This window comes from Mesorhizobium sp. B4-1-1, from assembly GCF_006439375.1.
Lineage (GTDB): Bacteria > Pseudomonadota > Alphaproteobacteria > Rhizobiales > Rhizobiaceae > Mesorhizobium.
In genome coordinates this window covers 158585-172830 of the sequence record NZ_VFTH01000006.1, presented here as the reverse complement: position 1 = coordinate 172830, position 14246 = coordinate 158585, and the positions used below count along the sequence as shown (strand labels likewise).

The window sequence follows — 14246 nt, the reverse complement described above, 5'->3', positions numbered from 1 at the left end:
CCAGGCACCGCGAGAACCGCGCTTAATGGTAAGCCGGCAAATCTTCGCCAAACGATAAGTTACAGGGCTGCCGCAACAGGCTGGATCGCGGCGAGGCCGGTTTCGGTCAGCGCGTAGACGCCGCGCTCTGCCCTGGCGAACCAGCCGTAGTAATTATGCTGAAGGATGGTCGCGGCGCGCGGCGAAAGGGTTTTGAGGTCGCGCGGCCGTTTCGGGCCGTCGGCCATGGCGGCGGCGCAGGCAAGCGCCTCCTGACGGTAAGCGGTCATGATGGGCTTCCTGCGCGTGCTGCCGCCGACGGACGGATCGCCCTTGCGGCGGTGATGTTCCTCGACCAGGCGCGAGCGCCGCGTGGGATCGCGGCGCGGCGGCAAGGCGGCGGGACTGAGCAGCAGCTCGACCTCGCCCTTCCTGCCGACGCCCAACAGACCGAAGCCGAGACGGCGGCAGAGCGCGCGGAAGCGGCGGTCATGCTCGCGGCCCTTGCCGCGCGCCGATATCAAAGCAGCCAGCCAGACCTCGTCACAAGCCGCCGCGCGGTCGACGGCTTGCAGGACGAGCTCGAGGTTGAACTGCAGCTTCAATTCGCAAATGACGACAACCGGCGGCTCGCCCGCGCGGACGCCGACCACGTCGCAGCCGCCGATCTCGCCCTTGACGGCGAAATCCATGCTCTCGAGAAACCGCTTCACCGGCTCGTAGAGGGACGTTTCCTGCATGCGACAGGCATAGCCGATTCGCGGCGGTCCGGTCGCGTGCCGCGAGCGTGCTCGTCGTGACGCCCGAAGACCGCATTGACCGATGACCGGACTATCTTGCGCTCGAACCTAAACGATTAGGCAGCTCGGAAGCCGGGATCTGGCCGCGGTGATGCTCGCATGACATCTTCATCGTGCCTGTCTCGAGCGACCAGACGGGCTACACCTACGAGGCCGTCTTCAACTGATCGTCTTTGCCCGATGCATGGGACCAGCCACGCTGTCAGGTCGTGGACGCCCCCTGAGCGACCTCGTAGCCCGAGAAGCAGACGATACCGCGTCCAACGCGAGAAGGCAGCGCCGATGCTTCAGGCACGATGCAGGTAATCCTCGATCGACCGAGCCTTCATCTCGATCGAGAAACCAGGTGCCCGAGGCGGCATATAAGCGGCATCGCGGATCACGCAGGGTTCGAGGAAATGCTCGTGCAGATGGTCGACATATTCGATGACGCGTCCGTCCTTGCTGCCTGACACGGCGACATAGTCGATCATCGACAGATGCTGGACATATTCGCAAAGGCCGACGCCGCCGGCATGCGGCCAGACCGGCAGGCCGAACTTGGCGGCGATCAGCAGCACCGCCAGCACTTCGTTCAGCCCGCCCATGCGGCAGGAATCGATCTGCACGACGTCGATCGCACCGCCGGCGATGAACTGCTTGAACATGATGCGGTTCTGGCACATCTCGCCGGTCGCGACCTTGATCGGCGCCACAGCCTTGCGGATCTGTGCGTGGCCGGCGACGTCGTCGGGGCTGGTCGGCTCCTCGATGAAGAAGGGCTTGGCGAAGGCCAGGTCCTTCAGCCAGTCGATCGCCTGGTCGACCTCCCAGACCTGGTTGGCGTCTATCATCAGATAGCGGTCCGGGCCGATCACCTCGCGGGCGATCCTGAGACGGCGGATGTCGTCGGCGCGGTCGCGGCCGACCTTCAGCTTGATGTGATTGAACCCATCGTCCACTGCTTCCTGGCAAAGACGCCTGAGCTTGTCGTCGGGATAGCCGAGCCAGCCGGCCGAGGTGGTGTAGCAGGCATATCCCTCGCGCTCGAGCGCGGCGATGCGCCCGGCCTTGCCGGCCTCGGCTCTCTTCAGGATCGCCAACGCTTCGGCCGGCGTGATCGCGTCGGTGAGGTAGCGGAAATCGACGATGCGCACGATCTCCTCGGGGCTCATCTCGGCGACCAGGCGCCAGACCGGCTTGCCGGCCTCCTTCGCCCACAGGTCCCAGACCGCATTGACCACCGCGCCGACGGCGAGATGCATTGCGCCCTTGTCCGGGCCGATCCAGCGCAGTTGGCTGTCGCCGGTCACATGGTGCCAGAAACGGCCGGGGTCCTCTTTCACCCAGTCAAGATCGAGCCCGACGACGCGGCGGCGCAGCGCTTCGATCGCCGCGCAGCAGATTTCATTGCCGCGGCCGATGGTGAAAGTGAGCCCGTGGCCCTTCAACGACGGGACATCGGTGTCGAGGATGACATAGGCTGCCGAGTAATCCGGATCCGGATTCATCGCATCGGAGCCGTCGAGGCTTTGCGATGTCGGGAAGCGCAGGTCGAAGGTTCTGAGGTCCGTGATTTTCGTCATTGCCGCCTCGTGACTGAATTGCCGCCCGCGCTCAACATGGCTACCGAAACGGCCTCAGATCGACCAGCCGCCGTCGATATTATAGGCCTGACCTGTCGTGTAGGAGGCGCCGGCCAGATAGACAGCGAGGTCGGCGATCTCGTCGGGCGTGCCGATCCTGCCCATCGGCTGGCGGGCGATGAAAGCGGCGCGCGCCGCCTCGTAGTCGCCCTGCGCCTGCATGCGGCCTTGAAGCGAGGGGCTCTCGACGGTGCCAGGACAGATGGCGTTGCAACGTATGCCCTTGGCGACATAGTCGGCGGCGATCGACTTGGTCAGGCCGACCACGGCCGCCTTGGTCACGCCATAAGCAAAGCGGTTCGGCACGCCTTTCGGCGCGCCCGCCACCGACGCCATGTTGATGATCGAGCCGTCGCCGCGTTCCAGCATGCCAGGCAGCACGGCGCGGATGGTGCGGATCATGGCGCGCACGTTGAGATTGAAGGCGAAGTCGAGGTCCTCGTCCTTCATCTCCAGGATCGAGCCGGCATGGACGAAGCCGGCACAGTTGAACAGCACGTCGACGCGGCCGATTTCGGCAAAGGCGGTTTTAACCGCATCGTCGTTCAGCACATCGAGTTTTCGCGTCGCAATGCCGGGCGTCTTGCTAAGTTCGGCCAGGGCCGCCTCGTTGATGTCGGTGGCGTGAACAATGGCGCCGGCCTCTGCGAAAGCCAGAACGCTTGCCCGTCCTATGCCCTGCGCGGCCGCCGTGACGACCACGACTTTGCCTGTGATATCAGCCATGTTCTTTTGTCTCCGTCGTTCAGCCGGGCCGTCGCTCGACGATGTAGATGTGATCCGCCGCCAGCACGACCTCGTCGCGCTGGTTCAAAACCTCGACACGCTCGATGACGCGTCCGGCGTTTGGCCGTTTCGGGTCGTCCTCCTTGGCGGCGATGGTGGTGCGCGTGCGGATCGTGTCGCCGATGAAGACCGGCTTGATGAAGCGCAGCCGGTCATAGCCATAGGAGAAGGCGACGGGATTGATCACGCTCGCCGTCAGACCGACGCCGACCGAGAAGACCAGCGTGCCATGCGCGATGCGCTGGCCGAAGGGCGTTGTCTTCATGAACTCGGCGTCCATGTGATGCGGAAAGAAGTCGCCGGTGTGGCCGGCATGGACGACGAAATCGGTCTCGGTGATGGTGCGGCCACTGGTGAGGCGCGACGAGCCGATCTCATAGTCCTCGAAATAAGTGGTCTGTTCCATGACGCGCTTCTACGGCTTTGCGGCCAGCGGCGTCGCCGGCGTGGCACTCGATTTATAGGCGGCTTCGACCAGCGCCATGGTGTGCCAGGCGTCCTCGACGGAGCTGACAAGCTCGGCGTCCTCGCCGGAAGCAAAACGCTGGACATTGGCCATGCGGCCGACAAAGGCATCGGGGAACCATTCGCCGGCGAGCGGCACGCTGACCCAATCCGACCCGCCCTTGGGATGGATTTCCAGAATATCGGGCTCGCCACTCGGATAGTCGAGATTGAGGCCGAGCTTGACGTAAGCCGCGCCTTCGGTGCCGCAGATGCGGAACTCGCAGGCCTGGTAGCGGCGGCCGAATTTGTGGTCATGATTGATGGAGAGTCCGCAACGCACGGTGTCGCCATAGTCAAGGATGGCGCTGGTGCGGGTCTGTGCGACCTTGTGATTGGGATGGCCAAGCGTCTTGGCATGCACACCCAAAGGATTGCCGAGAAGCTGGCGGATCAGGTCGAGATAATGGATCGAATGCATGGCGATCTCGACACGCGGCGCCTTGAGCAGGAATTCCCATAGCTGCCAGGGTGTGTCGAGCGCCAGAAGCGCGTCGAAATCAACGACCTCGCCCAGCCAGCCCTTGGCGATGGCATCCTTCAGCGCCAGCATCATCGGCGCGAAGCGAAGCTGGAAGTTCACGGCGGCCTTCAGGTGCTTGGCGCGGCAGATTTCGAGGATCTCGGTCGCCTCGCCGAGGTAGTTGCCCATAGGCTTCTGGATCAGCGCCACTGCGCCGTCCGGCAGGGCCTTCAGCACCTCTGCATGCCGGCCCGGCGGGGTGGCGAGGTCGAAGATCGCGTCCCTGACGGCCGCTGCTTCCTCGACCGAGTGGAACGCCGTGACGCCCCACTTGTCGGCGAGCTTCCGCGCCTTGGCCTGGTCCGGATCGTAGAGGCCGGAAATCGGGAAGCCGCCCTTGCGGTAGGCGGGAAAATGCGCGTCGCCGACGATCGAGCCGGCGCCGAAGGTGACGATCGGACGCGGCTTCGACGGTTTCGGCCAGGACTGCGCCAGCGATGCCGGATCGAAGGCATCAGTCATGATGGAAGACCTCGTCCATCGACGCCCACCACTCGCCTTCCTTGCGGGTCGGCAGCGGCTCCTGGCAAGGCATGCAGACCGACCACCATTCCTGGGTCTTGGGATCGGCAGCCATCTTGGCCATATCGGTGGCGTAATCGGTGCCGTGATATTCGAAATAGGAGAACAAAAGGTTCTCTGGCCGCTTCAGATAGATCGAATAGTTCTTGATGTTGCAGGCCGAGATCATGGCGAGAACGTCAGGCCACACAGCAGCGTGCAGGCGGACATATTCCTCGACCTTCTCGGGCTTCAAGCCCAGCACCATTCCCATGCGCTGCATATCCGCCTCCCTATTTCACGATCGCCGTGGTGAATTCGGCGATGCTCCTTGCCTTCACCGCGTCCCAGTCCCAGTCGATGCCGATGCCGGGTTCGCTGGGCGCCAGCGCATGACCGTCCTCGATGCGCATCTTAGCGCCCGTCAACTCATCGAGCTGCGGAATATACTCGACATATTTGCCGTTCTGGATGGCGCAGACCAGACTGACATGCAACTCCATCAGGAAATGCGGGCAGACCGGCATATCGAAAGCCTCGGCCGCATGGGCCACTTTCAGCCAGGGGGTGATGCCGCCGATGCGGCCGACATCGACCTGGACGATGTTGCAGCCGCCTTTCTGCATGTACTCGCGAAAGTGCCTGATGGAATAGAGCGATTCGCCGACGGCGATCGGCGTCGGCGTCGAATTCGACAGCCGCACATGGCCGTCTATGTCGTCGGCCGGCAGCGGCTCCTCGATCCAGGCGAGGTCGAGCTCGCGCAGCCGCTCGGCGCGGCGGATCGCTTCGTCGACGGAAAAGCCCTGGTTGCAGTCGGTCATGATCTCGTAGCCGTCGCCGACCGCCTTGCGCACGGCCGAGAGCCGCGCGACGTCCTCGGAGCCGTGCGGCTTGCCGATCTTGACCTTCGAGCCGGTGAAGCCCCTGGCCTTTGCGGCAAGCGCGTCGTCGACAAGTGCGGCCTTCTCGATATGCAGCCAGCCCCCCTCGGTGGTGTAGAGCGGGCAGCGGTCCTTGGCGCCGCCGGCAAGCTTCCAGAGCGGCAGGTTCTGTTTTCTCGCCCGCAGATCCCAAAGCGCCGTGTCGATCGCGGCCAGCGCGATCGCGGTGATGGCGCCGATGGTGGTGGCGTGGGTGGCGAATTCGAGATCGTGCCAGATCGCCTCGATCTGGTCGGCGTCACGGCCGATCAGGCGCGGCGCGAGATGATCGGCGAGAAGCCGCATCACCGAGGAGCCGCCGGTGCCGATCGTATAACTGTAGCCGGTGCCCGACGCGCCATCGGAATCGGTGATGGTGACGATCGGCGTCTCCTGGCTGACGAAACTCTGGATCGCGTCCGTGCGCTTCACCTTCGGCACGAGGTCGACCATGCGCAGTTCGATTTTCTCGATTTTTGCCATGTCAGTTCCTCAGCGACTTGCCGGTTTCGGCGGAGAACAGATGCGCGCGGCTCAGATCGAAGCTCATGCCGATCCGGTCGCCCGTTTTCAACGGTTTCGGATTGAGCATGCGCGACACCCAGTCGGCGCCGTTGAACTCGGCGAAGACCAGCGTTTCGTTGCCGAGCGGTTCGGTGATGCTGACCGGCAGCTCGACGCGGTGGACTTCTGTTTCGCCGCCGGAGCTCAGGCCGTGACCGGTCGGATAGAAGTCGTCTGGACGAATACCGAACACGACCCTGTCGCCGGCCGCCGTCTTCGACTTGAACTGGCCGGGCAGCGGCAGGCTGTCGCCGCCGCTGAACACAAGCTTGCCATCGCTCACCGTCGCCTCGTGCAGGTTCATCGGCGGCGATCCGATGAACCCGGCGACGAAGTGGGTCGCGGGTCGGCTGAACACCTCATCCGGCGTGCCGACCTGCTCGATGTAACCAGAGCGCATGATGACGATGCGGTCCGCGAGCGTCATCGCCTCGACCTGGTCGTGGGTAACGTAGATCACCGTCGACTTGACCTTGGCGTGCAGCTTCTTGATCTCGGTGCGCATCTGCGTGCGCAGCTTGGCATCGAGGTTGGAGAGCGGCTCGTCGAACAGGAAGACATCGGGATCGCGCACGATGGCACGGCCCATGGCGACGCGCTGGCGCTGGCCGCCGGAGAGCTGCGAGGGGCGGCGCTCGAGCAGTTCGTCGAGGCCGAGGATGGCGGAGGCTTCGGCAACGCGCCGGTCCATGTCGTCCTTGGCCGCACCCGCGATCTTCAAGGAGAAGCCGAGGTTCTCGCGCACCGTCATATGCGGGTAGAGCGCGTAGGACTGGAACACCATGGAGATGTTGCGCGAGCGCGGCGCCAGGTCGTTGACCACGCGGCCGCCGATGTCGATCGTGCCGCCGCTGATATCTTCGAGACCAGCGATCATGCGCAAGGTCGTCGACTTGCCACAGCCGGACGGACCGACCAGCGCGATGAATTCTCGATCGGCGATGTCGAGATCGATGCCGTGCACGATCTCCATGTTGCCGTAGCGCTTGGTGAGCTTTTTCAGCGAAACCGTTGCCATGAAGTCAACCTTTCACCGCGCCGGAGGTGAGACCGCCGACAAGGTGTTTCTGGACGATGTAGGTGAGGGTCAGCGCCGGGATGATCATCACCACGGCCAGCGCGCACATGCCGCGCCAGTCGATGGTGAACTCGGCCGTGTAGTCGAGCAGCCCGACGGGCAGCGTCTTGGAGTTGACGGAGCGGGTAAGCTGCGAGGCCAAAGCGAACTCGTTCCAGCAGGTGAGGAAGGCGAAAATCGCAGCCGAGGCGATGCCCGGACGCGCCAGCGGGAATTCGACCTGCCAGAAGGCTTGCCAGCGCGTGCAGCCGTCGATCTGCGCGGCCTCCGCGAGGTCTTTCGGCACCTGGCGGAAGAAGCCGTCGATCAGCCAGATGGTGAAGGGCACGTTGAGCGCGACATAGGCCAGGATCATGCCGATATGGGTGTCGATGATGCCCAGCCGCACATAGAGGAAGAACAGGGGCAGCGAGAGCGCGATGCCGGGCACGGTGCGCGTCAGCATCAGGCCGAGGAACATGCCCGACTTGCCGCGGAACCGGTAGCGCGCGAAGGCGTAGCCGCCGGCCATGCCGATGGCCACCGCGATCACCGTCGAGGTGATCGAGATGATCAGCGAATTGCGGAAATAGTCGAGCACCGGGATGCCGCCCTTGCCGATGCCGCTGAACATCGCGACATAGGCATCGAAGGAGAGTTCTTGCGGGATCCAGACCGGCGGCTTGGCCATGATCTCGACCGTGGGCCTGAGCGACGACAGAACGATCCAGATGCCCGGCAGGCAGATAAGCAGCATGGCGAGGAACAGGCCGACACGGTGCGCGACGGTCAGCGCGCGGCGGGTGAGGCGGGCGGAGGCGTTCTCGTCCATCGTCACCACTCCGCGCCGATCTGCGCGCGCGCCGCGGCGAGCTTGTTGTAGAAATAGACGGTGAAGGCGATCGACAGCAGGATCGAGAAATAGGCCATGGCGTTGGCGAGACCCATGCGGGCGTCGCTGTAGGCGGTGCGCCCGACCAGCGTCCACAACAACTCGGTGCGGCCGGCCGGGCCGCCGTCGGTCATGATCTTGACGATGTCATAGGCGCGCGCGACGTCGAGCGAGCGGATCGTCATAGCGATATAGGCGAAGGGCATGACGAAGGGCCAGGTGACATAGCGGAAGGTCTGCCAGGGCGTGCAGCCGTCGACGCGAGCCGCCTCGATCGGCTCCTTGGGCATGGCCAGCAGGCCGGCTAGGATCAGGATGGCGAAGATCGAGGTCGACGACCAGATCTCGGCGATCGAGATGGCGATGAAGGCGAGATGGCCTTCGATCAGCCACGGGATGGCGTCCTGCGTGATGCCCAGCGACTGCAGCGCGTTGTTCACCAGGCCGATATTGTCGTTGAACATGAATTTGAACTGGAAGCCGACCAGGATCGGCGAGAACATCATGGGGAACATCATCAGCGTGCGCAGGATGCGCTGGCCGCGCGTCGCCTTCTCCACCAGCATGGCCAGCCCGAGGCCGAGCAGCATTTCAAGGTTCAGCGCGATGGTGAGCAGGAGCACGGTGCGGCCGAAGGCCCACCAGAAATCGGCATTGGACAGGATCGAGAGATAGTTGCGAAGGCCGACGAAGACGAAGAAGGTCTCGGGCCGCGTCAGGCGGAACGGCGTGAAGCTGGAATAAAGCGACAAGATCAACGGCAGCACCACGACCGCCGCCAGCACGACGATGGCCGGGAGCAGCAGCAGGAACGGCGCGGATGGCTTGAAGCCCTTCATCGGGACCCTGTGAAAGAAACGACTGAGCCAGCCCCGGCCGAAGCCTGGGCGAGATTTGAGCAGCCGCAAAGGCTGCAGCCTCCCCGGTTTGCCGGGGAGGCGATTTGCGAGCGCGATGCCTAGAGCTTGCCGGCGTCCTGGAGGATCTGCGTCGCCTTGGCGGCCGCCTCGTCCAGGGCCTGCTTGGACGTCTTGTCGCCGAGGATCGCCGCCTGCAACTCGGGATAGACGGCGTTCGAGATCTCGATCCATTCCGGCGTCTGCGGCACGGCGAAGGCGTGCTTGGCTTCCTCCTGGAAGGCGGAGAGAACCTCCTTCTTGTAAGGATCGTTTTCAGCCTGCTTCAAGTCCCAGTCCCAAACCGCGGTGCGGGTCGGCAGCGGGCCGGCGGCGGCTTCCAGCTTCTGGCTGTCCTCGTTGGTCAGCCACCAGACCAGGGAAGCGGCGGCTTCCTTGTTGGCGCAGTTCTCGGTCACCGAGAAGCCGTGGAAACCGGACCAGCCGGTGCGCTTGCCGGAAGACCCCTTGGGCGCGACTTTCACGCCGACATTGCCGGCGACCTTCGAGGACTTCGGATCGTTGAAGAAACCGGCCCAGCCCGGCCAGTCGAGGTTGATCGCCACGGTGCCCGAGGCAAAGCCCTGGCCGAGATCGTCCCAGAGATAGTTGGTGGTGCCGGCCGGCACGGCCTTGGCCTTGTAAAGGTTGACGAACCAGTCGAGCGCCCGGATGCCAGCCTCGGAATTGAAGACGGGCTTGCCGTCCTTGTCGAGATATTCGCCGCCCTCGGCGACCACCATCTCGTAGAAGCGGCCGTTGATCGCCTCTTCCTTGCCGGCGAACTGCGTGCCGTAGAAATTGGGCGGGTTGGCGAAGAACTCGGCCTGGTCGGTGACTTCCTTCCAGGTGTCCGGCGGCGCAAGGTCATAGCCGTATTTGGCCTTGAACTTGGTCTTGTTGTCGGGGTTCTCGTAGAGGCTCTTCTGGTAGTAGAGCGCCGAGACGTCGAACTGCGCGCGCGGCAGCATCTCCAGCTTGCCGTCGATGGTCGCGGCCTTGATCGTCGACGGCACGAAAGCGTCGATCTCTTCCTTCGGCAAGAGCTTGCTGAGGTCGGTGTAAAGGCCCGTATACTGCGGCGCGAAGGACGAATGGTTCCAGCCGACGCACCAGTTGGTGCTGCCCGAGGCGATGTCGGACTTCAGCTCCTTGTCGATGTCGAAGCCGTTCTTCTTGGTCAGGATGTTGACCTTGGCGCCGGTCGCCTTCTCCCATTCGGGGATGCGCTCGTAGAGCTTTTCATATTGCTGGCCGCCGATCAGCTTCACGTCGATCGTCACGCCCGGAAATTTGCCGGGCAGATCGGCCGAAAACGCCGTGCCGCTCAGCAACAGGCCAGCCAGGCCGGCGGTAATGCCTAGAACCAGTCTCGTCATGTTCTCCTCCCATGGGCTCGCGGCGACGGTCCGCCGAGTGCGTGACCGATCGCTCAAGCTTCATTCATATGCAAATAGCATTTTCATTCCCGGGTCAAGGCGATTATGCTTCCAGCCGAATGAAGTTCATGCATATATGCAGATTTAAATTCACTGGAGGGGCGGGTGGCAGAGGAAGAAGACGGGGACCGCTACCGGGCGCCGGCGCTGGACAAAGGGCTGGATATTCTCGAATTGCTGTCCAGCGTGGATGGCGGGTTGACGCAGGCGGAGATCGCCAAGCGGTTGGACCGCAGCCCGAACGAGTTCTACCGGATGCTCGACCGGCTGGTGCGGCGCGGCTATGTCACCAAGATCGACGGCGACCGCTATTCGCTGACGCTCAAGCTGTTCGGGCTGGCGCAGTTGCACGCGCCTGTGCGCAGGCTGGTGTCCTACGCGACGCCGATCATGCGGGAACTGGCCGAAACCTCATGGCAGGCCAACCAATTGGTGGTGTTCGACCGCGGCGCCGCCGTGGTCATCGCGCAGCAGGAAGCGCCGCGTTACTGGGGCATCTCGATCCGGGTCGGCTCGCATATCAGCCTGTTCGACACCGGTTCCGGCCATGTGCTGCTTGCCTTCCGCTCACCCGAAGAGCGCAAGATGATGATCGCCGAGCATCTGCAGAGCACCGAACAACTCAACCTGACGCCGGAGTTCTTCGCCCGCCTCGACCAGGTGCGCGACCGGGGCTACGAGATGATGGCGTCGCTGCAGACCGCCGGCGTCTACAATCTTTCGACGCCGGTGCTGGGCCCCGACGGCAGAGCCATCGCGGCGCTGACCATCCCCTACATCACCCTGGTCAACGCGCCGACGGCGCCGGACATCACGCTGACGATTCGGCATCTGCAAGGCGCCGCCGCCAGGCTCTCGCAGCTCGCCGGATCCGATGTGCCGCAGCCGCAGTAATTTCTTATTTGAATAATAGATTTTTCGGCGGGATAGTGTCTTAGAGTGGGATGAACTCAAAAGCAGCCGGTCATCCCGCTCTAACGCCTTGTTTTTTTGGAGCATGATCTTTCCGAAAAGTCTGCAACTTTTCGGGATCATTCTCCGGGCCACGGAGGATACGTCGCCATGATCATCGACACGCATCTGCATCTCATCGACCAGAGCGCGCTCCGCTATCCGTGGCTGGCCGGCGTGCCGGCGCTCAACCGCGATTTCTCCTATGAGGAATATGCCGCCGACGCCCGGCGCTCAGGCATCGAAGCGGTGCTGCATATGGAGGTCGATGTCGACCCCGCCGATATCGCCGCCGAGACGGCCTATGTGAAGTCGATCGCCGGCCAGGCCGGCAGCCTGCTTAAGGGCGCGATCGCCTCCTGCCGGCCCGAGGAGACCGGTTTCGAGGCCTATCTGGAAACGGTCAGGGCCGAGCCGTTCGTCAAGGGTTTCCGCCGCGTGCTGCATGTCGTGCCCGACGATCTCTCCGAAGGCGCGCTGTTTCGCCGGAACATCAAGCGGCTGGCCGGCAGCGGCCTGACCTTCGACCTTGTGGTGCTGCCGCATCAGATCCCGAAGGCGATGGCGCTTGCCGACCTCGCGCCCGACGTCCAGTTCGTCCTCGACCATTGCGGCGTGCCCGACATCAAGGGCAATGCGGAACATCCGTGGCGCGAGCATATGGAAGCGATCGCCAAACGGCCGAACGTCACGGCCAAGATCTCCGGCGTCGTCGCCTATGCCGACCCGGCGACGTGGACGATCGAGATGCTGAGGCCCTATGTCGAGCACACGATAAGCTCGTTCGGCTGGGACCGCGTGATCTGGGGCAGCGACTGGCCGGTCTGCACGCTGGGCGGCGGGCTGACGACCTGGATTGCCGCCACCCATGCAATGCTTGCCGGCACGAGCGAGGCGGAGCGAGCACGCCTGCTTTCGGGCAATGCGCGCCAGTTGTGGCGGCTTGGATAGGCAAATAAAGAGCTCGCCTGCAAACTAATCGCTGTCAGCGAGCATTTGCGCCGGCACACCGAGTTCTGGCCCGGCGTCGGCGAGCCGCTGATCAAGCGTATATATCGTGGCGCCATGCTCCGATGCGATGGCGAGATGCAGCGCGTCCCCTGCTCGAAGTCCAAGATCGTGCCGGTCGGCAAACCTCGCTGCCGCCCGGAACTGCCCGCCCGTCACGCCCAGGACGGTAAAGCTCTCCGCGACAAGCCTATTAAACACGGCAAGCGCGGCGGCGCGCTGTTCCAGGCTGATTTGTCCTGTGCGTAGCTTGATCGCCATGGCGGACGACATCTCGGTGACGGTCCAGTCGCTAATGAGAAGCTGCGCCGGCTCCTGTTCCGTCAGCCAAGCCTGCACACGCGGCGTCATCGTTTCGTTCGAGAGAGCCGCCACGATCAGCGACGTGTCGAGATAGAGCATCAGTAGCGATCACCATCCCGCATCGACCGGACGAGATCGGCGGCGCCCTGGGACTGGGCCGACATCGCTGCCGTCAGCGAACGAAGCAGCGCGATATCGATCGGTTTGCGCGGCCCGACTACGGCAGTGAGTCGTGCGACCGGCTTGCCGCGACGAGTGATGTCGATCGAATCGCCCGCCTCGACCCGGTCGACCAGTTCGCTGAGGTGGGCCTTGGCATCGGCGAGATTGATCGCATTCATGTCACACTCCTGACCATGTAGATAGTCATATAGCGCATCGGGCTGGACAATTCCAGAACGATGCTTCTCTGCGATCAACTGACGGCTGGACCAGCCTCAGTAAACCCAAGGTGTCGTACGCTAGGTCGCCCAAGCGCGACATTTTTCCGAGAGCGGCCAGGAATCAAACAGCTTGCCGCTCGATCTAAACCGTCGTGCGAACGTGGCGCTCGCGGCCGTAGAGCGAGACCAGAAGCAGGATGACCAGGCCGAGCGCGGCTTGCACCGTCGACGGCCGGAAGCCGAGACCGATCAGCAGCGTGTTGATTTCGGTCAGCACCAGGACGCCGGCGATGGTGCCAAGATAGCTGCCGCGGCCGCCGACAAGCGCCGCGCCGCCGACCACGACGGCGGCGATCGTCTGGAAGAGATAGGGCTGGCCGACATCGCCATAGGCCGAGCCGGTGAAGCCGAGCAGCAACACGCCGGCGACAGCCGCGAAGAAGGCGCTGGCCGCATAGGTGACGACCCACATGCGCAACGGATCGATCAGCGCCAGGGGCGCCGCCTCCGGATTGCTGCCGACCGCGTAGAGCCGGCGGCCATAGGGCGTGCGGGCAAGCACCAGCACGATCAGCGCCGTCAGTACCACGAGGCAGGGCACCAGCAAGGGCACGGGCAAGGGACCGACCGAGCCGCCGATCGAGACGAAGCTGGACACGGCCTGCGGCGCCGAGCCGGATGGAAAACCGCCGGTCCACAACAGCACGGCGCCCTGGACGACCATGCCGATGCCGAGCGTGACGATCAGCGGATGGATGTTGAGCCCGCGCGAGATCAGCCCGTTCAGCGCGCCGATGGCGACGGCAAGGACACCGACGACAACGCAGACCAGGGCGAAGTTCCAGCCCTGACCATAAAGCTGCGCCGCCACGACATTGGCGAAGCCGATGACGAAGGGGATGGAAAGATCGATGCCGCCAAGGATGACGACCAGCGTCTGGCCGATCGAAGCCACCGCCAGCAGCGAGGCGATGACCAGCAGCGCGCGGATGGCGAAGGGCGCCGAATAGCCGGGGATGAGCAGCGTGCCGACGACCTGCAGCAGCAGCGCCATCAGGAAGGCGCCGGCGATGCGGGCGTTGGTGGACTGGAACCAGTTGCTTATCATCCCG

At 63.8% G+C, this 14246-nt stretch carries 16 protein-coding genes; 2 read left to right on the top strand and 14 right to left on the bottom strand.

Going from position 1 to position 14246, the window contains the following annotated elements:
• Positions 1-59: 59 nt before the first annotated feature.
• From FJW10_RS11125 to FJW10_RS11075, 11 genes are all read right to left on the bottom strand, one after another.
• Positions 60-719, bottom strand: coding sequence for a DUF2161 family putative PD-(D/E)XK-type phosphodiesterase (locus FJW10_RS11125; protein WP_140900123.1), 660 nt, complete (start codon positions 717-719; stop codon positions 60-62).
• A gap of 347 nt (positions 720-1066) precedes the next feature.
• Positions 1067-2344, bottom strand: a complete 1278-nt coding sequence (locus FJW10_RS11120; protein ID WP_140900122.1) for an L-fuconate dehydratase — start codon at positions 2342-2344, stop codon at positions 1067-1069.
• A gap of 54 nt (positions 2345-2398) precedes the next feature.
• Positions 2399-3130, bottom strand: coding sequence for an SDR family oxidoreductase (locus tag FJW10_RS11115; protein WP_140900121.1), 732 nt, complete (start codon positions 3128-3130; stop codon positions 2399-2401).
• A gap of 19 nt (positions 3131-3149) precedes the next feature.
• Positions 3150-3596 (bottom strand): MaoC/PaaZ C-terminal domain-containing protein, encoded by a 447-nt coding sequence (locus FJW10_RS11110; protein ID WP_040993608.1) that lies wholly within the window; start codon positions 3594-3596, stop codon positions 3150-3152.
• A gap of 9 nt (positions 3597-3605) precedes the next feature.
• Positions 3606-4679, bottom strand: a complete 1074-nt coding sequence (locus FJW10_RS11105) for a Gfo/Idh/MocA family oxidoreductase (protein WP_140900120.1) — start codon at positions 4677-4679, stop codon at positions 3606-3608.
• Positions 4672-5001 carry an L-rhamnose mutarotase gene (locus FJW10_RS11100; protein WP_140832152.1) on the bottom strand — a complete coding sequence of 110 codons (330 nt, stop codon included), beginning with the start codon at positions 4999-5001 and terminating at the stop codon, positions 4672-4674. Before FJW10_RS11100 ends, FJW10_RS11105 begins: the two co-directional genes overlap by 8 nt.
• A 10-nt stretch (positions 5002-5011) precedes the next feature.
• Positions 5012-6124, bottom strand: coding sequence for a mandelate racemase/muconate lactonizing enzyme family protein (locus FJW10_RS11095; protein WP_140832151.1), 1113 nt, complete (start codon positions 6122-6124; stop codon positions 5012-5014).
• A 1-nt stretch (position 6125) separates the two neighbouring features.
• Positions 6126-7223 carry a sn-glycerol-3-phosphate ABC transporter ATP-binding protein UgpC gene (gene ugpC, locus FJW10_RS11090; protein ID WP_140832149.1) on the bottom strand — a complete coding sequence of 366 codons (1098 nt, stop codon included), beginning with the start codon at positions 7221-7223 and terminating at the stop codon, positions 6126-6128.
• A gap of 4 nt (positions 7224-7227) precedes the next feature.
• On the bottom strand, positions 7228-8094 hold the full coding sequence (locus FJW10_RS11085) for a carbohydrate ABC transporter permease (protein ID WP_140900119.1): 867 nt from the start codon (positions 8092-8094) through the stop codon (positions 7228-7230).
• 2 nt (positions 8095-8096) lie between these two features.
• On the bottom strand, positions 8097-8993 hold the full coding sequence (locus FJW10_RS11080; RefSeq protein ID WP_140782471.1) for a sugar ABC transporter permease: 897 nt from the start codon (positions 8991-8993) through the stop codon (positions 8097-8099).
• A 119-nt stretch (positions 8994-9112) separates the two neighbouring features.
• Positions 9113-10429, bottom strand: a complete 1317-nt coding sequence (locus FJW10_RS11075) for a sugar ABC transporter substrate-binding protein (RefSeq protein WP_140900118.1) — start codon at positions 10427-10429, stop codon at positions 9113-9115.
• A gap of 165 nt (positions 10430-10594) precedes the next feature.
• Here FJW10_RS11075 and FJW10_RS11070 point away from each other — a divergent pair, with 165 nt between their 5' ends.
• The gene (locus FJW10_RS11070; protein WP_140900117.1) at positions 10595-11383 is read left to right on the top strand and encodes an IclR family transcriptional regulator; all 789 of its coding nucleotides are present in this window, start codon (positions 10595-10597) and stop codon (positions 11381-11383) included.
• Between the two features lie 168 nt (positions 11384-11551).
• Positions 11552-12391 carry an amidohydrolase gene (locus FJW10_RS11065; RefSeq protein ID WP_140900116.1) on the top strand — a complete coding sequence of 280 codons (840 nt, stop codon included), beginning with the start codon at positions 11552-11554 and terminating at the stop codon, positions 12389-12391.
• A 24-nt stretch (positions 12392-12415) separates the two neighbouring features.
• Here FJW10_RS11065 and FJW10_RS11060 read toward each other — a convergent pair whose 3' ends face one another.
• The 3 genes from FJW10_RS11060 to FJW10_RS11050 all read right to left on the bottom strand — a co-directional run bounded on the left by FJW10_RS11060 (position 12416) and on the right by FJW10_RS11050 (position 14242).
• Positions 12416-12850 carry a type II toxin-antitoxin system VapC family toxin gene (locus FJW10_RS11060; RefSeq protein ID WP_140650564.1) on the bottom strand — a complete coding sequence of 145 codons (435 nt, stop codon included), beginning with the start codon at positions 12848-12850 and terminating at the stop codon, positions 12416-12418.
• On the bottom strand, positions 12850-13092 hold the full coding sequence (locus FJW10_RS11055; protein ID WP_140650566.1) for a type II toxin-antitoxin system Phd/YefM family antitoxin: 243 nt from the start codon (positions 13090-13092) through the stop codon (positions 12850-12852). Before FJW10_RS11055 ends, FJW10_RS11060 begins: the two co-directional genes overlap by 1 nt.
• Before the next feature lie 184 nt (positions 13093-13276).
• Entirely contained in the window at positions 13277-14242 is a 966-nt protein-coding gene (locus FJW10_RS11050) for an ABC transporter permease (protein ID WP_140832141.1), read from the bottom strand.
• Between the last annotated feature and the right edge of the window lie 4 nt (positions 14243-14246).